General features: G+C 62.3%; 25 protein-coding genes and 1 tRNA gene. 12 read left to right on the top strand and 14 right to left on the bottom strand.

All coding sequences use genetic code 11. From position 1 onward, the window contains the following. The first annotated feature begins 1 nt into the window (after window position 1). The gene (locus tag ABNU55_RS14375) at window positions 2–940 is read left to right on the top strand and encodes a prephenate/arogenate dehydrogenase family protein (protein ID WP_348764499.1); all 939 of its coding nucleotides are present in this window, start codon (window positions 2–4) and stop codon (window positions 938–940) included. A gap of 289 nt (window positions 941–1229) precedes the next feature. Then, window positions 1230–1724: a hypothetical protein gene (locus tag ABNU55_RS14370; RefSeq protein WP_290759829.1), complete on the top strand. Its 495-nt coding sequence runs from the start codon at window positions 1230–1232 to the stop codon at window positions 1722–1724. A gap of 54 nt (window positions 1725–1778) precedes the next feature. Here ABNU55_RS14370 and ABNU55_RS14365 read toward each other — a convergent pair whose 3' ends face one another. The 3 genes from ABNU55_RS14365 to ABNU55_RS14355 all read right to left on the bottom strand — a co-directional run bounded on the left by ABNU55_RS14365 (window position 1779) and on the right by ABNU55_RS14355 (window position 3975). Beyond that, entirely contained in the window at window positions 1779–2495 is a 717-nt protein-coding gene (locus ABNU55_RS14365; protein ID WP_348764498.1) for an SDR family NAD(P)-dependent oxidoreductase, read from the bottom strand. A gap of 236 nt (window positions 2496–2731) precedes the next feature. Beyond that, on the bottom strand, window positions 2732–2995 hold the full coding sequence (locus ABNU55_RS14360) for a hypothetical protein (RefSeq protein ID WP_290755173.1): 264 nt from the start codon (window positions 2993–2995) through the stop codon (window positions 2732–2734). An 893-nt stretch (window positions 2996–3888) separates the two neighbouring features. After that, window positions 3889–3975: transfer RNA gene (locus ABNU55_RS14355), tRNA-Leu, on the bottom strand. Window positions 3976–4066: 91 nt separating this feature from the next. Here ABNU55_RS14355 and ABNU55_RS14350 point away from each other — a divergent pair. Both ABNU55_RS14350 and ABNU55_RS14345 read left to right on the top strand, forming a co-directional pair. Next, on the top strand, window positions 4067–4666 hold the full coding sequence (locus ABNU55_RS14350; RefSeq protein ID WP_290755171.1) for an exopolysaccharide biosynthesis protein: 600 nt from the start codon (window positions 4067–4069) through the stop codon (window positions 4664–4666). Window positions 4667–4782: 116 nt separating this feature from the next. Beyond that, window positions 4783–5307, top strand: coding sequence for a disulfide bond formation protein B (locus ABNU55_RS14345; protein ID WP_290755168.1), 525 nt, complete (start codon window positions 4783–4785; stop codon window positions 5305–5307). Here the strand turns inward: ABNU55_RS14345 and ABNU55_RS14340 are convergent. Next, window positions 5304–5858 carry a DUF3429 domain-containing protein gene (locus ABNU55_RS14340; RefSeq protein ID WP_290755166.1) on the bottom strand — a complete coding sequence of 185 codons (555 nt, stop codon included), beginning with the start codon at window positions 5856–5858 and terminating at the stop codon, window positions 5304–5306. The two genes, ABNU55_RS14345 and ABNU55_RS14340, sit on opposite strands and share 4 nt — an antisense overlap. 38 nt (window positions 5859–5896) lie before the next feature. On the opposite strand from ABNU55_RS14340, the gene ABNU55_RS14335 reads away from it, so the two are divergent. From ABNU55_RS14335 to ABNU55_RS14320, 4 genes are all read left to right on the top strand, one after another. Continuing rightward, window positions 5897–6529 carry a hypothetical protein gene (locus tag ABNU55_RS14335; protein WP_348764497.1) on the top strand — a complete coding sequence of 211 codons (633 nt, stop codon included), beginning with the start codon at window positions 5897–5899 and terminating at the stop codon, window positions 6527–6529. Window positions 6530–6628: 99 nt separating this feature from the next. Beyond that, on the top strand, window positions 6629–6994 hold the full coding sequence (locus tag ABNU55_RS14330; protein ID WP_290749262.1) for a hypothetical protein: 366 nt from the start codon (window positions 6629–6631) through the stop codon (window positions 6992–6994). Window positions 6995–7084: 90 nt separating this feature from the next. Beyond that, complete coding sequence (lpdA, locus tag ABNU55_RS14325; RefSeq protein WP_290759837.1) at window positions 7085–8488, top strand: dihydrolipoyl dehydrogenase; 1404 nt, start codon at window positions 7085–7087, stop codon at window positions 8486–8488. Between the two features lie 99 nt (window positions 8489–8587). Beyond that, the gene (locus ABNU55_RS14320) at window positions 8588–8911 is read left to right on the top strand and encodes a GIY-YIG nuclease family protein (RefSeq protein WP_290749268.1); all 324 of its coding nucleotides are present in this window, start codon (window positions 8588–8590) and stop codon (window positions 8909–8911) included. Window positions 8912–9012: 101 nt separating this feature from the next. Here ABNU55_RS14320 and rpsP read toward each other — a convergent pair whose 3' ends face one another. The 6 genes from rpsP to ABNU55_RS14290 form a co-directional block, all read right to left on the bottom strand. Beyond that, window positions 9013–9504 (bottom strand): 30S ribosomal protein S16, encoded by a 492-nt coding sequence (gene rpsP, locus ABNU55_RS14315; RefSeq protein ID WP_290749270.1) that lies wholly within the window; start codon window positions 9502–9504, stop codon window positions 9013–9015. A gap of 135 nt (window positions 9505–9639) precedes the next feature. Continuing rightward, window positions 9640–9933 (bottom strand): chorismate mutase, encoded by a 294-nt coding sequence (locus ABNU55_RS14310; protein WP_290749272.1) that lies wholly within the window; start codon window positions 9931–9933, stop codon window positions 9640–9642. Beyond that, a complete protein-coding gene (ffh, locus tag ABNU55_RS14305; RefSeq protein WP_290749274.1) occupies window positions 9930–11390 on the bottom strand; it encodes a signal recognition particle protein in 1461 nt (486 codons plus the stop codon). Before ffh ends, ABNU55_RS14310 begins: the two co-directional genes overlap by 4 nt. A gap of 203 nt (window positions 11391–11593) precedes the next feature. After that, the gene (locus tag ABNU55_RS14300; RefSeq protein WP_290749277.1) at window positions 11594–12178 is read right to left on the bottom strand and encodes a GNAT family protein; all 585 of its coding nucleotides are present in this window, start codon (window positions 12176–12178) and stop codon (window positions 11594–11596) included. A gap of 105 nt (window positions 12179–12283) precedes the next feature. After that, entirely contained in the window at window positions 12284–12814 is a 531-nt protein-coding gene (locus tag ABNU55_RS14295; protein WP_290749280.1) for a carboxymuconolactone decarboxylase family protein, read from the bottom strand. 118 nt (window positions 12815–12932) lie between these two features. Further along, a complete protein-coding gene (locus tag ABNU55_RS14290) occupies window positions 12933–13496 on the bottom strand; it encodes a peroxiredoxin (RefSeq protein WP_290749283.1) in 564 nt (187 codons plus the stop codon). A gap of 128 nt (window positions 13497–13624) precedes the next feature. On the opposite strand from ABNU55_RS14290, the gene ABNU55_RS14285 reads away from it, so the two are divergent. Next, the gene (locus ABNU55_RS14285; protein WP_290749286.1) at window positions 13625–14572 is read left to right on the top strand and encodes a hydrogen peroxide-inducible genes activator; all 948 of its coding nucleotides are present in this window, start codon (window positions 13625–13627) and stop codon (window positions 14570–14572) included. Window positions 14573–14575: 3 nt separating this feature from the next. On the opposite strand, the gene ABNU55_RS14280 is transcribed toward ABNU55_RS14285, so the two are convergent. Then, window positions 14576–15922, bottom strand: a complete 1347-nt coding sequence (locus tag ABNU55_RS14280; protein ID WP_290749290.1) for a dicarboxylate/amino acid:cation symporter — start codon at window positions 15920–15922, stop codon at window positions 14576–14578. 125 nt (window positions 15923–16047) lie between these two features. Here ABNU55_RS14280 and ABNU55_RS14275 point away from each other — a divergent pair, with 125 nt between their 5' ends. Then, on the top strand, window positions 16048–17838 hold the full coding sequence (locus tag ABNU55_RS14275; RefSeq protein WP_290749292.1) for a glycosyltransferase family 39 protein: 1791 nt from the start codon (window positions 16048–16050) through the stop codon (window positions 17836–17838). A 6-nt stretch (window positions 17839–17844) separates the two neighbouring features. On the opposite strand, the gene ABNU55_RS14270 is transcribed toward ABNU55_RS14275, so the two are convergent. Beyond that, window positions 17845–18207 (bottom strand): hypothetical protein, encoded by a 363-nt coding sequence (locus ABNU55_RS14270; protein WP_290749294.1) that lies wholly within the window; start codon window positions 18205–18207, stop codon window positions 17845–17847. Window positions 18208–18312: 105 nt separating this feature from the next. Continuing rightward, complete coding sequence (locus tag ABNU55_RS14265) at window positions 18313–19098, bottom strand: hypothetical protein (RefSeq protein ID WP_290749296.1); 786 nt, start codon at window positions 19096–19098, stop codon at window positions 18313–18315. Window positions 19099–19259: 161 nt separating this feature from the next. On the opposite strand from ABNU55_RS14265, the gene ABNU55_RS14260 reads away from it, so the two are divergent. Next, window positions 19260–20528: an ectonucleotide pyrophosphatase/phosphodiesterase gene (locus ABNU55_RS14260; RefSeq protein WP_290749298.1), complete on the top strand. Its 1269-nt coding sequence runs from the start codon at window positions 19260–19262 to the stop codon at window positions 20526–20528. 100 nt (window positions 20529–20628) lie between these two features. Further along, window positions 20629–20961, top strand: coding sequence for a YkgJ family cysteine cluster protein (locus ABNU55_RS14255; protein WP_290749301.1), 333 nt, complete (start codon window positions 20629–20631; stop codon window positions 20959–20961). A 40-nt stretch (window positions 20962–21001) separates the two neighbouring features. Here the strand turns inward: ABNU55_RS14255 and ABNU55_RS14250 are convergent, their stop codons facing one another. Continuing rightward, window positions 21002–21307, bottom strand: a complete 306-nt coding sequence (locus tag ABNU55_RS14250; protein ID WP_290749303.1) for a phage tail protein — start codon at window positions 21305–21307, stop codon at window positions 21002–21004. Window positions 21308–21989 lie beyond the last annotated feature (682 nt).

Below are 21989 nucleotides of genomic sequence, written 5' to 3'. Positions count from 1 at the left end.
CATGATCAAACCCGTCTTCGACCGGATTGCCATAATCGGGGCCGGGCTGATCGGGTCCTCGATCGCGCTGGCTGCGCGCGATACCGGCGCGGCGGGGCATGTTGCCCTCTACGACGCTGACGAAGCGGTACGCCACCGGGCGCGCCAGCTGAATCTGGGCGATATCTGCGAGACGCCCGAGGCGGCCTGCAAGGACGCCGACTGCGTCATCCTCTGCGTCCCCGTGGGCGCGATTGCCACCGCCTGTGAGACGCTGGCGCCCTCGCTCAAGCCCGGCGCGATCCTCAGCGATGTCGGCTCGGTCAAGGAAAAGGCGCTGGCCGCCATGCAGGAGCACTGCCCGCCGGGCGTGCACCTCATTCCAGGCCATCCGATTGCGGGGACGGAAAAGTCCGGACCTGAAGCCGGTTTTGCGACCCTGTTCCGCGATGCCTGGTACATTCTCACCCCCCTGCCCCAGCAGGAAGAAGCCTATAATTCGGCGCTCGACCGGCTGGCGGCCTTCTGGGAAATGCTGGGCTCAAAGGTGGAGATCATGGAAGCTGGCCGGCATGACCGGGTACTGGCCATCACCTCCCACCTGCCGCACCTCATCGCCTATAATATTGTCTCGACCGCCTATGACATGGAAAGCGTCGGCGAGGGCGAAGTGGTGAAATATTCGGCGGGCGGTTTTCGCGACTTTACAAGGATCGCCGCCTCCGACCCGACCATGTGGCGCGATGTCTTCCTCAACAATCGCGAAGCGGTGCTGGAAACGCTGGGGCGGTTCAGCGAGGACCTTGCCGCCCTGCAGCGGGCCATACGCTGGGGCGATGGCGACATGCTGATGAAGGAATTCGAGCGTGCCCGCGGCATCCGCAAGGCAATCATCGATGCGGGCCAGGACACGTCCGACGTGAATTTCGGCCGCCATACCTCCGGCAAACCGAAGAAATAGGAAGAAGGCGGGCCGGGCGGCGCATAGTCCCCCGCATGCCGCCGCCCGCCAGAGGCTTTCTGCCGACTGGGCCGCGCCGCAATGCTGCCAGCACCGGCTGACCAGGCAGTCCGGCGCGATACCCGCCTGAAACGCGGCGTCCACGGGCCGGTCAGGGTTCCGGCCTTGCCGCGCTTGGCCTTCTGTCTAAAGGAGGGCAGCTGAACCTCAGCGGAACTTTCATGTTGCCGTGCGTTCATCCTCATATGGCAGACTGGATGCCACCCGCTTTCGAAAGGCAGGATATATTATGAGAAAAACATTTCTCGCAGCCGCCGGACTGGCGACACTCATTCTTGGCGCATGCACGACCGCGCAGCCCTATGGGCCTGCGACGTCTGCGAATGCACAGGGCTTCACCGTCCAGCCTATCGAGTCCGACCGCTACCGCGTGCGCTATACCGCGCTTTCGCCCGAGGAAGCGCGCAGCTATGCGCTGCGCCGGGCCGCCGAGGTGACACTTGAGAACAATGCCGACTGGTTTCGCGTGGTTGGCGGCTATGTCGACCAGGAGGCTGGCGCCAGCGGACCGCGCTCATCTGTCTCCATTGGCGGCGGCAGCTCATCAGGTCGCTATGGGTCAAGTTCCGGTGTCGGCGTGGGCGTCGGCATCGGCTTCCCGATCGGCGGCTCGAATGAGAAGACGACAGAGAGTATCGAAATCCTGATCGGCAATGGCCCCCGGCCGGATGATCCGAACGCCTATGATGCGCGCTCTGTGCTGGAGAATACGCTGGCCGGGTAGGCGCGCCCGCAATCATCGTCGGGGTATAACGAGTCTTTTGACGGCCGGGTCGGCCTAGGGCTCTATTTCCTTGCCCTGCCAGTCGAAGACCTTGCCGGTATCGGCGGGTGAGAGCTTCCCTATGACATCCAGCAGATAGCCCGCAGATTGCTGGGGTGAGAAGAGCTGCTTGTCCGGCACATTGCCCTGAAACGGCGCCGATAGCTGCGTATCGACCGTGCCGGGATGCAGGCCGACGCAGATGCTCTCCTCGGACTTGCGGGTCCACTCGATGGCGAAATTCCGGATCAGCATGTTGAGCGCAGCCTTTGAGGCCCGATAGGCGTGCCAGCCGCCATAGCCGTTATCCCCGATAGAACCGACCCGGGCCGACAGCGCCGCGAAAACCGCTCGTTCGCCGCGCGTCATGAGCGGCAGGACATGTTTGGCGACAAGACCCGGCCCGAACGTGTTGAGGCGGAACACCCGCTCATAGGCAGCCATCGATTGATGCCGCCAGGACTTTTCCGGCTGCAGATCCTCGCCGTCCGACAGGAGGCCGGTCGCGACAATACAAAGCTCCACCGGACCATCCTCTTTCAGCCGAGCGGCCGCGTCTTCAATGCTTGCCTCGTCGAGAATATCTATCCGGCCCGGAATGACACCGTCCGGCCAGTCACCCCCGCCGGAACGCGATAGCGCGTGGATCGTCCCCTGTGTCCCACGTTCGGCAAGACCCAGGGCAAGCGCGCGGCCGATCCCGCCGGTCGCGCCGATTATGACAGCTGACATATATGTGGCTCCCTGCTGGTGTGATGGGGGAGCTAGGGCGCGGGGAGACTCAGGAAATGGAGGCGCGAGCCAAGGGCCCAGGTCACACCCAAAGTCCACTCACCTGCCTCGTTTAAGCTAAACCAGATAATCGCCTTGGCACACCAAGAGCCCCTCAAGTGGGGTCAGGTAAAAAGGGCGTTAAAACTAATGTATTTAAAACAAATTATAATTAGGGCGCAAAACCAAAAAGTATATTAACCATCACCTCCATCTATGATCCTTAAAATTACCACACCAGCCATAATACCGCCCACAATCCAAACAAATGCACCGAATCCGAAAATAAAGAGATTGTTGAGAAAAAATTGTCCTCTAGCGGCAAGACCGCAACCTTCATCGCCCTGCGCCTGAATTCCCTCGCAGACACCCGCGCTAAGGAAAACCTGCCATAAACCTATACAAACGGCCACGGGGATACCTACCCCAAAAACAATAAGACCTCTCTTCAAGTCGCTCACGAAACACCTCTTTTATTTGCCCGCGAGGGCCACACCCATCTCCTAAAGCACTCCTAGAGCTACAGCGTTACCATATGCCCGTTCCGGATTCCGGCCATGAAGCGATGCGAAACCTCCAGATAGGACACCTGAGGCCTGTGGCAATACAATCGCATTAATCGTCATGCCTAGCGCCACGCCACCGGCGTTACTGTTAGAATACAGCTTCGATGCACTAATGACTTTTGACCCCATCCCACCAAGTGCAGCGCCTTTCAAAGTCTCAAAAGCAAGTGCCTTCCCATCAAAATTCCCACTTACGGCTTGCATTGAAGCTTCCATTTCGAAAGCCAACGAACCTCCAAACAATATACCACCAACCACGGGGCCAGAAGTCGTAGCTGTCAGCGCTAAGCCAGGTGCGCCAACAGCCACCACTGAGGCCCCCTCTAACCGACGCGCGGAGAGGTCTGCCTTTCTCCAACTCTTATAGCTTCCAAACGCATCTGACGGTCTACTTGCAGCTTCCGAGATCGTTTCCAATCGCTCTTCATTCGTGATCCGGTTAGCGGAATCCCAACTAGCCCGTCCAGACGTACTCTGTCCCGCAAACGTCGCCGCCGGGCCCGCTGCGCTTCCTCCTGAACAGGATCGACAGATCTGTTCCCCCGTCGGATCCGTCCTGTTCACCGGATCATTGCCGACATAGGCATAGAGGTTGAACTGATCCTAATAGCCGATCGGGTCCGTGGTTAAGAACCGCCCGGCCGAAGGGGCTAACGGCCCCTCGCGCGATCAAAGTGCGGTAGGCAGGCTGATGAAGGGGCGACTGCTAAAGCTCCTTCCCAGGCATTCATTTCGTAGAATTAGTCTGCGGGCCTGATTTCTGATCCGAAAGGATCACCCGAAATGCTTGGTGCCCCGGGCCGGACTTGAACCGGCACTCTGTTGCCAGAAGCGGATTTTGAGTCCGCCGCGTCTACCAATTCCACCACCGGGGCGTGTCTGGAATACCGGCACTCGCTCTGCCTCATGGCTTTTGCGGCGTCAATCATCTCGACCAGTGCGGAAAAGCGCGCTAGGGGGAGCGCCATGACGACAGAGCTTTCGCCCCGCACCTTTCTGCAATCGATTGAGTCCATGGCAGCGGAAGCTCCCGAGGAGGGGTTTACCCTTCGCGAGATCTTTGACCGGCTGCATGAACGCGCCTTCGGGGCAGCGCTGTTCATCCTCGCCCTGCCCTGCTGCATCCCGTTTCTCTATGGGGTCCCGCAGGTCGTCTCCCTGCCCATGATGGTGCTGGCCGGTCAGATGGCGATGGGCCGGCGCGAACCCTGGCTGCCTGAGAAGTTTGCAAGCCGGAAGATCGACAGGAAAGGCCTCACCCGCACCGCCAAAGGCGGACGCAAATGGTTTGGCTGGCTGGAAAAGATCGCGCGGCCGCGCCTGACTTTCCTCATGGCGCCGGTGGGTGAACGGGTGATCGGTCTGTTCATGGTCTTCTTCTGCGCCTCGATCCTGGTGCCGCTGCCCTCGACCAATACCGTGCCGGGGATCGGTGTTGCCATTGTCGCCTTCGGCCTGATGGCGCGGGACGGCATTCTGGTCATTCTGGGGTCCGTCATCGGGACGGCGTGGATCGCAACGCTGATTGCCCTCGTCGCCCTCGGCGTACGCACGGTAAGCGGGTAGACGCGGGGCTTCTGCAGCCTGCGCGCGTTGTCGCATTGCGTGCCACCCGCCCCCGCTTCATTGTCCCTGCAGTCCGAGATTTCCTATTGTGAATGGTGCTGACCATGGCCGCGGCAATGTCACCTCTCCTGCGAACCTGGCGCTGGCCTCTTATCGCACTTGGCGTGTCGCTGGCGATGCTGGCAACGGCGCATGCCTTTGAGCGGTTTGCCTTTCTCCTGCCCTGCGAGCTCTGCCTTCGCCAGCGTGAAGTCTACTGGGCCGCTGCCGCCATGGCGGTGACCGGGCTGATCCTCTGGAACATCCGCAACAACCGGCGCTTTATGGTCGCCTTCAATGTGATGCTGGGCCTGGTCTTCATGACCGGCGCCGTGGTCGCGGCCTATCATGCCGGTGTGGAGTGGAAGTGGTGGCCCGCGCCGAGCGGCTGTTCAGCCGAAGCGGTCGACGTGATGGGGCTCAGCCTCGACGGGCTGGATGAGCGGACGGCGACCGTGTCCTGCACGGACGCAGCATGGCGGATGATGGGCCTCTCCATGGCGGGGTGGAACGCGCTTGTCTCACTGGCGCTTGCGGTGATGAGCTTTATCGCGGCCGCCATCGCCTTCCCGCAGAGCATGGGCGAGAGCGACCTCGCCTAGAAAAGCCAGGTCTGGACCGCCCACGCGCCGGCCAGCGCGCCGATCACGACAAGGCTGACACCGAAGCGCAGCGGCTTGAAGCCGGCGGGCACGCCGGGCGAGCGGAGGTCCCAGATGAGCTGGAGCGCGAACAGACCGGCATAGGCGAGGAACCAGTTCGGGCTGGGCACGAGAATGATCGCGGGCGGCAGGATGGCCCAGCCGGCGAGCGCCGGGCAGACCGAAAGCGCGAATGTCGCGGTCGATCCCCCCGGCCGGCCGAACGCCAGACCCCAGCGGATACCGCCCAGAAAGGAGAGGATCACTGCGGCATAGGTCTGCAGCCAGAGGGCGGCGGTCGAATTGGTCGGCGCCTCCAGCAGGGCCATGGCAATGACGAGCGCGACAAATGGGATAGCGCCCGCTGCTGTCAGCGCGAAAACGGTCTTGCGGGGAAATGAAGTCTCTTCGGTCATGACCGGCAATATGGCGCGGCCCGCCGCTGTGGCCAGCACCCTTCGCCAAATCGTGAACGAGACCTTTCCAGACCGGGTGAAATTGAAAGTTACCATTCACGCCGCATCAATCGCGGCCAGGTTATACAGGTCCTATGTCACGCCGCCTTATCGCCTTTCTCATTGCCCTCGTCGCGATCTTCTTCGCTTTCGCCTGCCTGACGGCGATCCGGTGGCCGAGCATGATGATGGTGGTGACGCTCTTTTTCCATCCAGACCCTTCGCTTGGGCTTGAACTGGTGAACTGGCGCGAGCTCGGCTTTGCCTATGGCGCGCCCTATTTCCTCGCCTCGCTCTGCTTCTATGCGTCTGCGGCTACGGTGTCGCGCAAGAAAGGCGGGCTCGCCTGGTATCTGATGGGATGTGCATCTGCATCGCCTGCGCTTTTCATGGTCTCGTTCAAGGATGGCTGGTGGATGGATCCAAGTGGGCCGCAGGGGATCCTCGCGGGGGGCGCGCTTATCCTCGCCATGCTGGGCACGGCCGTCTTCCTGCTGGCCGGCGAGCGGCCGGCCTCAAACGGGCCCGTTGAGGCCGGTGAGGACGGTGTCCATCTCAGCCGCGAACAGTTCCAGCAGCTGCTTGCCCACCGCGCCGCGCAGCCTGAGCCGGACGCACCGCAGCCGGTGCGCCGCCGCAGAGGCCCGGTGCCGGCCGCCATTGCGCGCCAGCGTGCCCAGTTTGCCGCTGACGGGCGCCGGATGCTGGCCCGGCAGGGCCGCCTCTAGGGGCAAGGCATCTCATCGGCGCAATCCGGCCTCTCCCGCTTGGCGCATCGACCTGCATCCGATATGACGCAGACGAGAGTCGGCGGCGGGGAGAAAAGCATGCGGGTCAGACGACTTGCCGGACTGGTCGGTGCCTGTGTGGCCGCCTGGATGCTGTGGGAGACCATTACCCCCATCATGCGCCAGATCTCGCTCGGCAGTGACCTTGCGACCGAACTTCTCAACCCGCCCGTCGCCTTGCTGCGCGTCATTTCAACGGCCCTGCTCATTATTGGCGGGGGTCTGGCGCTGGCCGCCATCCGCGGGGCCGTCTGGGTGTTTTCTGCCGGCGCCCTGGTCTTTGCCCTGATGACCGGGGCGATGGTCGCGCTTGGCGCCGATTATACAGTCTGGCGCGACGAGGCGATCCTGGCGCCCTTTCTCCTGGTGATCTGCGGTGTGCTGACCTTCTCTCCGCGCAAATGAGCCTTGCGCCTTGCCCGCATTGATTTCGCCCCGTCAGTGCTTAGGTTCGCGGGCAAGCAATCCTTGTTCAGACTTACAGGCAAAAATCCCATGTCAGACACTTACGATGTAGTGATTATCGGCGGCGGCCCCGGCGGCTACAATTGCGCGATCCGTTGCGGCCAGCTTGGCCTGAAGACCGCCATCATCGACAAGCGCGGCGTGCTCGGCGGCACCTGCCTCAATGTCGGCTGCATCCCCTCCAAGGCGCTGCTGCACGCGTCTGAACTGTTCGCGGCGGCCAAGAATGATTTCGAAGGGCTCGGCATCAAGACCGGCGGGGTCGAGGTCGACCTGCCGCAGATGATGAGCCAGAAGGAAGATGCCGTGAAGGGCCTGACCCAGGGCATCGAATTCCTGATGAAGAAGAACAAGGTCGATTACGTCAAAGGCTTTGGCCGCATCAAGGACAAGGGCGTCGTCGAGGTCGATGGCGAGGACGGCAAGCAGAAGACGCTGAATGCGAAGAATATCGTGATCGCGACGGGGTCTGAGCCGTCCACCCTGCCGAATATCGAGATCGACGAAAAGCGCGTTGTGACCAATACCGGGGCCATCGCGCTCAAGGAAATTCCCGAAAAGCTGATCGTTATCGGCGCCGGGATTATCGGGCTGGAGCTCGGCTCGGTCTGGTCCCGTCTTGGCGCCGATGTGACCGTGGTCGAATATCTCGACCGCGTCATGCCGGGCGCAGACGATGAGATCGCCAAGGAAGCCCAGCGCGTCTTCAAGAAACAGGGCCTTGAGTTCCGCCTTGGCCAGAAGGTCACTGGCGTTGAGCGGATGGACGACAAGGTCAAGCTTTTCATGGAGCCTGCAAAAGGCGGTGACGAGGAAACCCTCGAAGCCAATGCCATCATCGTCGCTGTGGGCCGCCGCCCCTATACCGAAGGGCTGGGCCTCGAAGCGGTTGGCGGCAAGACCGACAAGCGCGGCGTTATCGAGACCACCGATCACTTCAAGGTTGCCGACGGTGTCTGGGCAATCGGTGACTGCATTCACGGGCCGATGCTGGCCCACAAGGCAGAGGATGACGGCGCCGCCGTCGCCGAGCTGATCGCTGGCAAGGCGGGCCATGTCGATTATGACATGGTGCCGAGCGTGGTCTACACGAACCCGGAGATCGCCTGGGTCGGCAAGACCGAAGCCCAGCTGAAAGAGGCCGGCATCGAGTACAAGAAGGGCAAATTCCCCTTCCAGGCCAATTCCCGCGCGCGGACCAATCATGAGACGACCGGCTTTGTGAAAATCCTTGCCGATGCCAAGACCGACCGCATCCTCGGCGCGCACATGATGGGCGTCGGCGTCGGTGAGATGATCCATGAGGTCTGCGTCGCCATGGAATTCGGCGCGGCATCCGAAGACCTCGCCCGCACCTGCCACGCCCACCCGACCATGTCCGAAGCCGTCCGCCAGGCCGCCATGGGCGTCGAAGGCTGGACGATGCAGATGTAATAAGCCGGGCCGAGGGCGGGTGCGTGGTTTCCAGCGGCCCCGCCTGTCGCTTCATCCTTCGACAGGCTCAGGATGAGGTCGGGAAGGGGGGAGATAGGCATGCGGGATGCCGGTCCGGCGATCTGGATTTATATGCTCCGGTGTTCGAACGGGGCATATTACACCGGCACGTATCGCGGCGCCGACGTGACTGTGCGCGTCTATGAACACAACACCCGCAAGTTCGCGGATAGCTATACTGGCAGATATCTGCCGGTAGAGCTCGCCTGGTGCGCCGCCTCCGAATCCATAATCGACGCCGTTGCGTTCGAACGCCAGATCAAGGGGTGGTCGAGGGCCAAGAAAGACGCCCTCATCCGCGGCGACTATGATGCATTGCCAGCTCTGTCGCGAAACCGTCAGCAAAGAAATACCTCATCCTGAGCCTGTCGAAGGATGAAGCCAAGCAGCGCCGACGCTGGAGCCAACGAACAAAAAAAGGCCGGGCATTTCTGCCCGGCCTGAATAACTCGCTGGCGTAAGGCCTAGCTGGTTTTCTCTTCTTCAGCAGCCTCTTCGGCCGGAACTTCTTCAGCTTCGGCTTCTGCAGGGGCTTCTTCTTCAACAGGGGCGTTCTTGGCTTCTTCAGCCGCACGCTTTGCTTCTTCTTCAGCTTCCTTGCGGGCAGCTTCCTTCTCGGCCTTCTCTTCAAGGCGCTCTTTTGCCTTGGTGCCCGGCTCGCCCTTGTTCGGGTTGTTGCCGTGCGTCCACTCGTAGACTTTCTTGCCTTCGACTTCGAGGTTGCTCAGGAAGCGGGCGACGCGGTCGGTCGGCTGGGCACCCTTGCGGATCCATTCAGCAGCTTTCTCGGCGTCGATGTTCACGCGCTCTTCGGAGTCCTTTGGAAGGCGCGGATTGTAGGTACCGATCTTATCGATATAGCGGCCGTCACGCGGGGCGCGCGCATCGGCAACAACGACCCGGTAAAAGGGCCGCTTTTTAGAACCGCCGCGTGCGAGGCGAATTTTGAGAGCCATGGTGTATCTCCTTAAGTGTCTTATGGCGTCTTCTGGATTTAGTGCTCGCGGACTAGTGTCTGGCCGGGGCCAGACGCCGCTGCGCCTTCGCCTTGCCCGTAAGGGGCAAGACTTGGGCGTATTCGGTCGAGAAGATCATGACTGACCTCCCCGGATTTTCTCGTGGTGGCGAATGACTTCGGCCACGATGAAATTGAGGAATTTCTCGGCAAAGGCCGGGTCGAGGCCGCTATCTTCCGAGAGGCGTTTCAGCCGCTCGATCTGGCGCGCCTCGCGGGCCTTGTCGGCCGGCGGCATGTCATTCTGCGCCTTCAGCACGCCGACCTGCTGGGTCAGCTTGAAACGCTCCGCCAGCGTGTGGAGCAGGATCGCATCCATATTGTCGATGCTGGCGCGCAGGCGTTCGAGGTCTTCGAGCGGGGCGGTCACTTCTTCTTACCCCCGCCCATGCCGGGTGGCAGCTGGCCGCCGCCGAGGCCCGGAAGGCCGCCAGGCATGCCCGCGCCCTGGCCCATCTTGGCGATGTCCTTGGGGCTGACGCCTGCGCCGCCGAGGGCATTCATCATGCCCTTCATGCCGCCTTTCGACATCTTCTTCATCATGTCGGCCATCTGACGGTGCATCTTCAGCACCTTGTTGACATCGGACACTTCGACACCGGCACCGGCGGCCACGCGCTTGCGGCGGGAGGCATTGAGGAGGGCGGGTTTTTCACGCTCTTTCTTCGTCATGGAGGAGATGATCGCCTCCTGGCGCTTGATAACGCTGTCATCCATATTGGCCGCAGCCATGGCCTGTTTGGCCTTCTTGGCACCCGGCAGCATGCCCATGATGCCGCCAAGACCGCCCATTTTCTGCATCTGCTTGAGCTGTTCGGAAAGGTCGTTGAGGTCAAACTCCCCCTTGCGCATGCGTTTGGCCATGCGCTCGGCCTTTTCCTGATCGAGCTGGTCGCCGGCGCGCTCCACCAGGGAGACAATGTCGCCCTGACCGAGGATACGGCCGGCCACGCGTTTCGCATCGAAGGCATCAAGACCGTCGAGCTTTTCGCCCGTGCCGAGGAATTTGATCGGAAGGCCCGTGACGGCGCGCATGGAAAGCGCGGCGCCGCCGCGGCCATCACCGTCCATACGGGTGAGGACGAGGCCGGAAAGCGGCAGACGCTCATGGAAGCGGCGGGCGGTTTCCACCGCGTCCTGACCGGTTAGGGCGTCGGCAACGAGGAGGGTCTCTTTCGGCTGCGCGATCTTTGCGATCTCAGCAGCCTCAGCCATCATCTGTTCATCGATGGAGGTCCGGCCAGCCGTATCGAGGAAGACCACATCATGGCCGCCAAGCTTGGCCGCCTGAAGCGCGCGCCGGGCAATCTCTGCCGGCATCTGGCCTTCAACGATAGGAAGCGAGGTCACGTTCGGGCCGCACTGGCCCGCCAGAACGGCAAGCTGCTCCATGGCCGCCGGACGGCGCACGTCGAGCGAGGCGAGCAGGACTTTCTTCTTGTCGCGCTCAGCCAGGCGTTTGGCGATCTTGGCGGTCGTCGTCGTCTTACCCGAGCCCTGAAGCCCAGCCATCATGACGACAGAAGGCGGATTATCGACGCGAAGGCGGGTTTCTGCATCTTCGCCGCCCAGCATTTCAACGAGGCCGTCATGGACGATCTTGACGACTTGCTGGCCAGGTTTGACCGAGCGGATGACTTCCTCGCCAACCGCGCGTTCCTTCACCCTGGAAATGAAGTCCTTGACCACCGGGAGGGCGACGTCGGCCTCAAGCAGCGCGACGCGGATTTCCCGCAGCGCGGCGGTCACGTCCTTCTCGGACAGCGCACCCCGGCCGGTCAGCCCGTCAAATATACCGCCTAGGCGGTCTGTCAGCGCGTCAAACATCGCGTTACTCCCTGCTTGCCTGTCTCGCTACAGGTAAGCGCTCCATCATTATGCGCAAAGCGTTGCGACCCCGCTGAGCGAACATTCGCCGGGCGGGGGCTTCGCCGGGTTCTGAGCCCCGGAAAAGCGCGCTTTTTCATTTTGCGCGGAATTTGGGGTGCCTAAAGCACGGGCAGCCCTTTAAATCAAGGCCCGGAGGCGGCTCACCCGTCTTCGGCAAGCTCCTTCTCCAGCCGGGCAACCATTTCGGCAAGCTCATCGCCGACCACGGAGAAGACAATCACGTCGGCCCAGCTGCCATCGGCCATGCGCGAATACTGCCGCAATACGCCCTCACGCTGGACCCCCCAGCGTTCCAGCAGGGCGACGCCCCGTTCGCTGCGCGTCGACATCATCCATTCGACCCGGCGCGCGCGCCACTCAATTGCGCGGCGAAGCAGAAGGTAATGGATATGGCTGCTGGTCGTCCCGCCTCTCCAGGGTTTGTCGAGCCAGGTATAGCCAATGCGCAGGCGCCGGTGCGGCTTGTTGGGCGCAAGGAAGACGGCAAAGCCGATAAAGGCCCCCGTCTCGCGCAGGATGACGGCATAGCCCTGTCCTGTGCCAAGCGCTGGCATCCGCAGGATATGGTCGAAATAGGCGGCCAACGTGTTGCCAGCCGGTATGGTCGGCATCAGCCGCCAAAGCTCGTCGCCAACCCCGCGGGAGAGGAGGTCCGCGCGGTGGCGCTCGGCCAGCGGCTCCAGCCGGATCAGAGAAGTTTCCAGACCCGGGGCATCAAGGTTCATAAGCGCCTACCTCCACGGCCATAGCGGCCGGACGGCGCATAATACATGAAAGACGCAAGGACAGGCAGGCAAATTCGCCCGCCCGCCTTTACGACATGTCTGGCCTCAACCGGCCGCTTTCTCCGCCTCGAGCACGCGGGCCACCGCATTCACCACCGCGGCGATACGGATAGAGGCCTGGATCTGCTCTGAGGTGAAACCGGCCTTGCGCAGCTCTGCCTCATGGGCATCGAGGCACATGCCGCAGCCATTGACCGCCGAAACCGCCATGGAGAACAGCTCGAAGTCCGCCTTTTCGATACCGGGCGAGCCGATGACGTTCATCCGCAGGCGCGCCGGCAGCGTGCCATAGGTCTCGTTCTTCAGAAGGTGGACGGAGCGGTAATAGACATTGTTCATGCCCATGATCGCCGCCGCCGCCTTGGCTGCGTTGGCCGCCTCTTCAGACAGGTGGGCTTCGCCTTCTGCCTTCATGGCCGAAACGATGTCGGCGGTCCCGATGGCATAGGCGCAGGCGAGCATGCAGCCATATTTCTGCTGGTCGTTCAGGATCGTCTCATTGGCGAGCGAACCGATATTGAGCTTCAGATCCTTTGCATAGGACGGAAGGGCCGATTTGAGGGTGTCGATCGTCATCTGGAAACTCTCTGTTTCTGTCATTGAGAAGCCCTGTACGAGCGGGTGGCTCGCACCGCGCCGTACAGGGCTGTCAGGGAAATGGCCCGGCGGCAATATGGCCGGGCCGTCTGGGTCTTTACTCGGCTGCGACGTTCAGCACTTCGCCGCCAACCTCACGGTTGCACGGGCAAAGCTCATCGGTCTGCAGACCGTCGAGCACGCGCAGCGTGTCCTGCGGATTACGGCCGACATTGAGGTTGTTCACATAGACGTGCTGGATGACATTGTGCGGGTCGACGAGGAAGGTCGCGCGATAGGCGACGCCTTCTTCCTCATTGCGCACGCCAAGGCCATCGACGAGCGAGCCATTGGTATCTGCGAACTGCCAGATCGGCAGTTCGTTCAGATCCGGGTGGTCGCGGCGCCAGGCGAGCTTGACGAATTCATTGTCGGTCGAACCGCCGAGAACGACGCAGTCGCGGTCCTCGAACTCTTCGGCGAGACGGCCAAACTCGGCAATCTCGGTCGGGCAGACGAAGGTAAAATCCTTAGGGTAGAAGAAGATGACCTTCCACTTGCCGTGGAAGCTGTCGCGCGTGAGCTCTTCAAACGCGCTTTCGCCGTTCTGCTCATGCTTCATGAATTTCGGCTTTACGCCGACGACTTTGAAGTCTGGAAGTTGTGCGCCAATACCAAGCATCTGGGAGATCCTTTCAGGAATAGTTGATATGCATATATGCACGGTTAGCCCGTGTCGTATTGCCGGTTTGCATGTTAAATGACCCATAAACAAATTGATAAATACGATAGTTGATATAGAGCAGCCCTATGCATCTACCGACGCTTCGACAGCTCCAGTTTTTGTGCGCCCTGGCCGATGAACGCTCCTTCTCCCGGGCTGCCGATGCGTGTAATGTGACGCAGCCGACACTGTCCTCGGCGATCAAGGAAATCGAGGCGCTGCTGGGTGTGCAGCTTGTCGAGCGGGAGGCACGCGGCGCCTCTCTCACCCTGGCTGGGGAAGAAGCGGTCCAGCGGGCGCGCGCCATCCTCTCAGGCGCGGCCGATCTTGTTGCCAGCGCCCAGCAGGCAGGCGCTCCCCTATCCGGCCCGTTCCATCTCGGTGCGATCCCGACGCTGGCACCTTACCTCCTGCCGCGCACGGTTGCCGACCTGCGCAGCGCGCATCCGGAGCTGAAGCTCTATCTGCGAGAGGACCAGACCGACAGGCTGCTGGACGGGCTTCGCAGCCGCCAGCTCGATGCCGCCCTGATCGCCCTGCCCTGGAACACGCCCGGCATCGAGACAGAATTGCTGGGCGACGACGAATTCCTGTTCGTCGGCCCGAGGGATCATCCGCTTTCGATGGCCAGGACAATCCGGCCTGAGGATCTTGCGGGCGAGGATCTTCTGCTTCTGGAGGACGGCCACTGTCTGCGCGACCATGCCGTTTCGCTCTGCTCGCTCGACGCGGCGCGCGGCGGCTCCGATATCGGGGCGACATCGCTTGCGACACTGGTGCAGATGGTGGCTGGCGGGCTGGGTGTCTCGCTTCTGCCGCGCATCGCCTCTGAGGCTGGTGTGGCCGCTGGCGCCGATGTCACGATCCGCCCCTTCGAGACGCCGGTGATCGGGCGCCAGATCGGCATTGCCTGGCGCGCCGGCAGCTCCCGCGAGCGGGATGCCAAGCTGATCGGCGACGTGGTCCGCCGCGTTCTCTCACAGAGCGCGCCCAACCGGGCCGCGCCTGTCCGCAAGGAGCTGGCGAACCTCTGAGCCCTATTTCAGCATCGTGCGGTCGATATCGGCGGTAGTATTATCCTCAGCCATATAGACGCGCTCGTCGAACTCGCCTTCCCACTTTGCAACCACGGTCGAGACCGCCAGGTCGCCGGTGATGTTGGTCAGCGTTCGCATCATGTCGAGCAGCCGATCAAACGCGAAGAGCGGCGCAAGGATGAGAAGCATCTGGTCCGGCGTCGCCCCGATCACACTGAGCGTGGTGGTCGCAAGGAACAGGCTGACCGATGGGATGCCAGCGGTCCCGATGGAAACCAGCGTCGCCATGATCGCAACGGTGAAATACATGCCGATGTGGACGTCGATGCCGAGCGCCTGCGCGGCGAATAACGCAATCAGGCCCTGATAGAGCGCTGTGCCGTCCATATTGATCGTCGCGCCAAGCGGCAGCACCGAGGATGCGACCGGCTTGCTGACCCCGAGATTGTTCTCCGCCACGCTGATCGTGACAGGCAGTGTCGCGCTGGAGGATGAGGTCGAGTAAGCGACCATCTGCGCATCGGTCACCCCACGGAAGAAAGGCAGAAGCGGCAGCCGGGCCACGACCTTCAGCAAGGTGCCATGCGTGATCAGTATGTGAAGGACGCAGGCGAGATAGACCGACAGCGTCATCATGCCGAGCGCGACCACGACATCGAGACCATATTCGGCCATCACCCAGGCCATCAGCGCCAGCACGCCAAACGGGGCGACTTCCATGACGATCAGGGTCAGCTTCAAGATGGCTTCAGCGCCGGAATTGAAGACATCTGCGATGGGCTTGCCGGCTTCACCGGCCAGAAGGATACCGATGCCGAACATGATCGCGAAGAAGATGATCGGCAGGACATCGCCATTCACCATGGCCTCGACGATGTTTGTCGGCACAATGGCGAGGACCGTTCGCATGATCTGTTCGAACACGCCGACTGTTTCCATCGCCCCGCCACTTTCCAGCTGGGCGCGCGTTGCCTCGATCTGGTCCTGGCTAACTGCGCCGACGTCGAAACCTGCGCCGGGTTGCAGGATGGTCCCGATGATGAGGCCAATGGTGACGGCGACGAAAGTGGTCACCATGTAGATGCCGATGGCCCTCCCGCCGAGACTGCCGAGCTTTTTCGGGTCGCCCATGGCGAGGACGCCAGAAACAAGGGTCAGGAAGATAAGCGGGACCACCAGCATCCGGATCAGGTTCAGGAAGAGGTCGCCGAACGGTTTGAAATAGGAAGCTGCCTGCGAGGCGCCTTCCTCTGAGAGCCCGTAACGGAAGCAGAGTCCGATCAGCGTGCCGAGCACAAGCCCGATCATCACGCGCTTCCACAGATCCATTCTGAACCAGGCTTTCATGGTGACCCCTCTTCTCAACCGAAGCGCCGACCCTAGACCGCGCCGAGGCGGAAGCAAACCCCGCGAACGCGTGCGCAGCACTTCGACGTTTCATGCCCAACCGATTGGCGCTACAAGCACGTTTAATGACCTGGATCGACCGTCTCGCAACCGGCTGGAAAGCCTGGATCATCCTTTTCGCGCTGACCATGACGGCAGCCGCGCCCGGCGTGTTCAACCTGCCGGCACTGGACCGGGACGAAAGCCGTTTCGCGCAGGCCTCGAAACAGTATCTGGAGACCGGCGACTATATCGCCATCCGCTATCAGGATGAGTTCCGCAACAAGAAGCCCGCCGGCATTCACTGGCTGCAGGCAGGGTCAACCGCCGCCTTCGGCGAGGGCGAGCATCTCGACATCTGGACCTATCGCGTGCCGAGCTGGATTGGGGCCGGCCTTGCCGTTCTTGCCTGTTTCTGGCTTGGCATACCCGCCATCGGGCGGCGGGCGGCCTTTATCGGCTCGGCACTTTTCGGCTCCAGTCTCCTCCTGACCTCTGAGGCTCACATCTCCAAGACCGATGGCGTGCTGGTCTTCCTCATCACGCTGGCCATGGGCTGCCTGGTGCGCCTCTATCTGCGCAAGGACAATGACAAGCGTCTCGCGCTCGCCTTCTGGATCATTCATGGCGCGGGCTTCCTCATCAAGGGGCCTGTCATTTCGCTTGTTGCGGGCATGGCGATCCTCATTCTCTGGCTGTGGGACCGGCGCGATTATCAGTGGATGAAGTCGCTCGCCTGGTGGCCCGGCCCGCTGATCAGCGTGCTCATGGTGCTGCCCTGGCTGATCCTCATCCAGATTGCCACCCATGGGACATATGTCGAAGGCGCGGTCGGCAAGGATCTGAAGGACAAGCTGGTTTCAGCCTCTGAAGGCCATGGCGGACTGCCCGGCTATCACCTTCTGCATCTGCCGGCCTGGTTCTTCCCCGGTATATTGCTGATGGTCCCGGCTGTGGTGCTCTGCTGGCGATATCTACGTCACCGCACACTGGAATCGCTTGGCGATGTGGACCGCGACGCGCTGAAATTCCTCGTCGCCTGGGCGCTGACGACATGGATATTCTTCGAACTGCTGCTGACCAAGCTCAGCCACTATATCCTGCCGGCCTACCCAGCCTTCGGTCTTCTCTGCGGCTGGGCGGCGGTCAAGCTGATGGAAGACGCCCGCGCGCCAGTTTCGCGCTATCTCTCGACGATCCTCTTCCTGATTGGCGGTGTGGCCCTTGTTCTGTTCACCTCCCCCTGGGCGGTCGATCTCCTGCAGGCCGACAAGATTGGCGATTTCCGCACAGCCAGTGAGGCCGATGTGATGGCCCAGTGGGGCGGGGCGCGCGACTTTCCGCTCTGGCTCTGGGTGCCGGGTGCCCTGCTTGTGCTTCTGGCTGCTGGTGCGATGGTCTTCCGCCGGGTCGGGATTGCCGTCACCGGCGGCGTGCTGGCCGCGCTGCTGCTCGGCTGGCAGGCACGTATCTTTGTCCTGCCCTCACAGACCTGGATCCAGGCGACCGAGACCGCAAAGCTCGCCCTCGCCGATGTCTGCGGCATCCCGCGCACCGATTGCGGCGAGCGGCAAGGTCCGGACCGCGTGCTGGCGCTTGGCTATGCCGAACCCTCCTATGTGCTGACTCTCGGCACGCAGAACCTCCATCCCCCGGAAACGCCGACAGACCTTCCGGACGACATGTCGGCCTATCCTGTGGTCTACCTGGTCAATCTGGAGGACGAGGAAGCCGAAGCCAGCCTCAAATCCCTGCAGAAACAGGCCGATCAGCTCGGTCTCTGTTCGGCGCGCTCAGAGCCTTATTACGCGCTCAACTATTCCAATAATGACCCGGTCGCCTTCATCGCCATGCGCTATGAGGCGTGCGAGGGCTAGGGCCGCTCAGCCCTTTTTCTTCGGCCCGGCATAGCCCTTCTTGCGCTCCTCATCGGAGAGGCTCGCCCACCAGCCGGCATAGGAGCTGTCCTGCGGCGCGGTCATCGTCTCATCCGGGGCGCCATCATCCCACCAGACCGGCCCGCGCTCGCCCAGCGCTTCCTTGGCGGCATTCACCTGACGGCGGGCCGCGCGGAGCTTTGCTTCATTGTTCTGCACCTCTTTCACCTTGCGGCGCGCAGCCATCAAATTCGAGGTGAGTGCCTTGCGGCCCGCCGGGGTCAGGCGCGGATCGGAGCAGCGCCAGAGCTTGCCGCTGGCAACGAAATACCGCCCGTCGGGCGTCTGGGGATAATCCTTGGGAGCCATGAGGACTGCCAAGTGGGCGAGCGGGTGGGCCGCGTCAAGAGACGGACGCCGGAGGGCCTGCATGGGGTCGTGTTTTATCCGTTCTCCCACTCCCCCGTCTGGCACCTACCAGTCCCACATCGGATCCTGCAGCCCGTATGGGACGACCTGCCCCAGGCCTTGCAGGATAGAGAGGCTGGTCTGGTCAAGCAGGCCCATCTGAGCCTGCGTCATCGCGATCCCCAGCATGAAAGCCTCGAACTGTTCGGCCAGTACGGCAACGGCCTTCTCATCGCTCTGACGTCCATAGGCGAGCACGTCCGGGTCCGGCTCTGAAAAGCCAATTTCGAAATAGCGGGCCATCGGCACAATCGCACCGCCGAGATGCTCATATTCCTCCGTCGTCGCGAAGAAATAGTCGATGCCCGTTCCAGGACTGTCCCCTTGCGCGGTAATAATGCTGAAGCCAGCCGCCTTCATCTGGCTGTCCGCGCGCTCGCCTGTGGCAATCCAGGCAAAGAACCGGCCGCCGGGCGCATCAAGGACGTCGCGGAAAACGTCGGCCGCCTCGCCGGTTATCTCACGCTGCCTGGAGAGGCTGACATTGCGGACACCCTCGGCGCCAAGGGCAATGCCGATCGCCATTTCGAGGTCTACGGCACGGGTCAGCGCATCAAGTTCGGGCATTTTGACGGTCTGCACACTTGCTGAACTGTAGCCGCCCGTGCGCAAAACGATGCGATTGTGGGACCAGGGCTTTGGCTCCAACGTCCAGCCTTCAAGGGAGTCCATCTCGGCGCCGTGGACGCTGATCGTCTCATAGACGGGCGCTTTGGGCTCCGGCTCGGCAAGAGCTGCGCCGGCGGGAAGAAGGATAGCAAGGCCGAGCGCGGCCAGGGCGAAACGGGACATGAGGGCAGCTCCTTCAGACGTGGATTAGTCGCCTAGCGCGCCATTGTGAAGATTATGCGACCTGTGAGGGCTCAGATGGGGCGGGCCGCACATGACGGGCTTGTGGCACCTGCGCCGCTTTGGCTTCGTGCGGCGGTCACATTTTTGGAGTAGCAGAAAATATGCGCTCGACCCTTTCCGTGATCTCTGGCCTTGCAGTCCTCGCCCTTGCAGCCTGCACCGCCGCTCCCGCTTCCACTGCCCCGGCTCCAATTCAGGTGGCAGCACCGCCAGCTGACACCGCCTCCCCGGCCCCGCTCACCGTGCTCGTCTCGATTGACGGATTCCGGCCCGACTATCTCACGCGCGGCGAAACGCCGGTGCTCAACCAGCTGGCCGCGACCGGCGTGCGCGGCGCCCTTCAGCCTTCCTTCCCGTCCAAGACCTTTCCCAATCACTATACGCTCGTCACCGGCCTGACGCCGGACCATAACGGCATCGTCAACAATACGATGGAGGATGCACGCCGGCCGGGCGATGTGTTTACCCTGTCCGACCCCTCCGTGACCTCCGACCCGATCTGGTGGGAGGAAGCCACGCCGATCTGGGTCAGCGCCGAGCAGCAGGGCATCCGCAGCGCGACCATGTTCTGGCCGGGCTCTGACTTTGAGATCCACGGCACCCGCCCCTCGACCTTTGCGCCCTTCGACCAGAAGCTGACCGATTTCGGCCGCGTCGACATGCTGCTCTCCTGGCTCGATGCGCCCGAAGCCGAACGCCCGCAATTTGCCACCCTCTATTTCGACACGGTCGACACGGCCGGCCATCTTTATGGTCCGCAGAGCCCGAAGACCGCCTCGGCGCTGGCGCAGGTCGATGCCGCGCTTGGCCGCTTCATCGCCGGACTTGAGGCGCGCGGTCTGCGGGAAAGCACCAATCTCGTCCTTGTGTCAGACCATGGCATGGCGCCGATCAGCGACGAGCAAATCATGTCGCTCGACGTCATGATTGCGCCGGAGAAAGTGCACACGGTCTGGACCGGTACATTTGCCGGCCTCTCCCCCCTGCCCGGCCATGAGGCAGAGGTCCGCGCGGCGCTGATCGGCACGCATCCGCATGGCGAATGCTGGGCGAAGGAAAACCTGCCGGAACGCTTCGCCTATGGCGCCAATCCCCGCGTGCCGGCCATCATCTGCCTTGCCGAGAACGGCTGGCGCTATGAGAGTGCCGAGATGCCGGCCTGGCGCGGCGCGGGCGGCGACCATGGCTATGATCCGGCCGATGCAAACATGGCGGCGCTGTTCATCGCGAACGGCCCGGACATCGAGCCCGGCACCGATCTTGGCACGTTCGACAACACCTCGGTCTATCCGCTTCTGGCGAAGCTGACCGGGGTCGAGCCCGTTCAGGGCGATGGCGATATCGCCGATGTCGAAGCGGCCCTGCGCTGACAAGAAACCGCTTGCCGGAACAAGGCCCGCGGCGTAATCACCTGCCGCCGCGGGCCGGTGCGGAAGGCCGCATTTCGCGCGGTGGGTCCTTTGACAATCAATGTCCGACAAGGCGTTTGACTGTGTGTCCTGCGGGGCGTGCTGCTTCAGCCGCAACCCGCGCTATCTGAAACTTCTCTCCTATGACGCCTCGCGCGCGCTGCCGCCGGAAAGCCTCATCCATGAGAATGGCGAGAGCTATGTGAACTTTGCTTGCGGCCATTGCGTCCATCTGGACCTGTCAAACGGCAAGGCGGCCTGCCAAGTCTATGAGGACCGGCCCGAAGCCTGCCGCGCCTTCCGGGCGGGCAGTTTCGAATGCGCCCGGGCGATCCGCGCCAATGGCATCATGGGCGAAAAGGTCCGCCTGCCCGTTCCGGACGTTGCCGCCTGATCGTCTAGCCGCGCGAGGGGTAGATGCCCTGCACGACGATTCAGTGTTTCAGCCGGTCGCCGTGCGCCACGTCCGCGGCTTCATAATCGGTCTCGGCCCGAAGGTCCGGCAAGGCGAACGTCCTGTTTCCATCGCCGCCATAGTGGGTGCCCAGCAAGGAGAAGAGCGCGGCATTTTCCCTTATGGAAAGGAGGCGGCCGTCGGCTTCGAGCGTATTGGACGGGCAGAAGTCGAAGGCCACGGTGATGATCTCGCCCATATACTCGTCCGGCCCGGCATGGGCGGCTGGCGCAGCGGCCATCGCAATGGCGGCAACCGCGGCGGCGGTCATGGTGGTCTTCAGCATGGCGGTGTCCCCTCCCTCTTTGCTGGCGCCATTTTATGGCGGGCGGATCGGGTGGCAAGTGGGGTGTTTTGGGTTTGCTCCCGTATCGGCGCTGGCGCGCTCAGGGCTGTGCTTCTCCCTTCTCCCTCGGGAGAGGTGGAATAGTCCCCCCAAACACCACTATCGCCACACGGTTTCCCGCTGGCGGTGCGCTTTAGTCTTGCCCTGAAGTGACAGGGCCGGGCGCGTCCGTGGTGGACGCTATAGGTAATGCCAGCCTTTCGGCGTGGCTGTAGAGCGACCGCCATGGACGCGCCCTTGCGAAGGGTATCGGCCGTTCGGATGTCTCACTCCCGGCCCGTCTCGGAAACATTTTCGTACGCAGGACAGCCTGCGCAGCACTGATTACCCCACATGACGCCGACCACATGGCAGGGGCGTTACACCCCACCCGCAGCACCGGTCACCTTCGCACTCCACTCAGCCCGCATCATTGCTGATGCAGGCGAGCCCTCCCGCCTCTACCGCGCCTGCCGGGGTCTGTACCGGCACGCGGGGCTTTGACGAGAACCATCTCCACCCGGTCGGTCCGGACCGCCCTGTCTGGTGATGGGAGGCGTGTAGTATGGGAGTGATTTGTAGGGGTGTGGATGGATTTCCTCTTCACCCTTCTCCCACCGGGAGAAGGGCCGGGGATGAGGGG

The organism is uncultured Henriciella sp. (assembly GCF_964005855.1).
In the GTDB taxonomy this organism is placed as follows: Bacteria; Pseudomonadota; Alphaproteobacteria; order Caulobacterales; family Hyphomonadaceae; genus Henriciella.
Note: the sequence above shows the minus strand (reverse complement) of the source record. Positions and strands in the feature narration are given on the sequence as shown.

Excerpts from the sequence above, each read along its gene's own strand:
- ABNU55_RS14275 (WP_290749292.1), top strand. The coding sequence starts at position 16,048 with ATGACCTGGATCGACCGTCTCGCAACCGGCTGGAAAGCCTGGATCATC.
- ABNU55_RS14285 (WP_290749286.1), top strand. The coding sequence starts at position 13,625 with ATGCATCTACCGACGCTTCGACAGCTCCAGTTTTTGTGCGCCCTGGCC.
- ABNU55_RS14375 (WP_348764499.1), top strand. The coding sequence starts at position 2 with ATGATCAAACCCGTCTTCGACCGGATTGCCATAATCGGGGCCGGGCTG.
- ABNU55_RS14335 (WP_348764497.1), top strand. The coding sequence starts at position 5,897 with ATGTCACGCCGCCTTATCGCCTTTCTCATTGCCCTCGTCGCGATCTTC.
- ABNU55_RS14265 (WP_290749296.1), bottom strand. The coding sequence starts at position 19,098 with ATGTCCCGTTTCGCCCTGGCCGCGCTCGGCCTTGCTATCCTTCTTCCC.
- ABNU55_RS14330 (WP_290749262.1), top strand. The coding sequence starts at position 6,629 with ATGCGGGTCAGACGACTTGCCGGACTGGTCGGTGCCTGTGTGGCCGCC.
- ABNU55_RS14295 (WP_290749280.1), bottom strand. The coding sequence starts at position 12,814 with ATGACGATCGACACCCTCAAATCGGCCCTTCCGTCCTATGCAAAGGAT.
- ABNU55_RS14255 (WP_290749301.1), top strand. The coding sequence starts at position 20,629 with ATGTCCGACAAGGCGTTTGACTGTGTGTCCTGCGGGGCGTGCTGCTTC.
- ABNU55_RS14350 (WP_290755171.1), top strand. The coding sequence starts at position 4,067 with ATGACGACAGAGCTTTCGCCCCGCACCTTTCTGCAATCGATTGAGTCC.
- ABNU55_RS14260 (WP_290749298.1), top strand. The coding sequence starts at position 19,260 with ATGCGCTCGACCCTTTCCGTGATCTCTGGCCTTGCAGTCCTCGCCCTT.
- ABNU55_RS14345 (WP_290755168.1), top strand. The coding sequence starts at position 4,783 with ATGTCACCTCTCCTGCGAACCTGGCGCTGGCCTCTTATCGCACTTGGC.
- ABNU55_RS14365 (WP_348764498.1), bottom strand. The coding sequence starts at position 2,495 with ATGTCAGCTGTCATAATCGGCGCGACCGGCGGGATCGGCCGCGCGCTT.
- ABNU55_RS14320 (WP_290749268.1), top strand. The coding sequence starts at position 8,588 with ATGCGGGATGCCGGTCCGGCGATCTGGATTTATATGCTCCGGTGTTCG.
- ABNU55_RS14300 (WP_290749277.1), bottom strand. The coding sequence starts at position 12,178 with ATGAACCTTGATGCCCCGGGTCTGGAAACTTCTCTGATCCGGCTGGAG.
- ABNU55_RS14280 (WP_290749290.1), bottom strand. The coding sequence starts at position 15,922 with ATGAAAGCCTGGTTCAGAATGGATCTGTGGAAGCGCGTGATGATCGGG.
- ABNU55_RS14270 (WP_290749294.1), bottom strand. The coding sequence starts at position 18,207 with ATGGCTCCCAAGGATTATCCCCAGACGCCCGACGGGCGGTATTTCGTT.
- ABNU55_RS14290 (WP_290749283.1), bottom strand. The coding sequence starts at position 13,496 with ATGCTTGGTATTGGCGCACAACTTCCAGACTTCAAAGTCGTCGGCGTA.
- ffh (WP_290749274.1), bottom strand. The coding sequence starts at position 11,390 with ATGTTTGACGCGCTGACAGACCGCCTAGGCGGTATATTTGACGGGCTG.
- ABNU55_RS14340 (WP_290755166.1), bottom strand. The coding sequence starts at position 5,858 with ATGGTAACTTTCAATTTCACCCGGTCTGGAAAGGTCTCGTTCACGATT.
- rpsP (WP_290749270.1), bottom strand. The coding sequence starts at position 9,504 with ATGGCTCTCAAAATTCGCCTCGCACGCGGCGGTTCTAAAAAGCGGCCC.
- ABNU55_RS14370 (WP_290759829.1), top strand. The coding sequence starts at position 1,230 with ATGAGAAAAACATTTCTCGCAGCCGCCGGACTGGCGACACTCATTCTT.
- ABNU55_RS14250 (WP_290749303.1), bottom strand. The coding sequence starts at position 21,307 with ATGCTGAAGACCACCATGACCGCCGCCGCGGTTGCCGCCATTGCGATG.
- lpdA (WP_290759837.1), top strand. The coding sequence starts at position 7,085 with ATGTCAGACACTTACGATGTAGTGATTATCGGCGGCGGCCCCGGCGGC.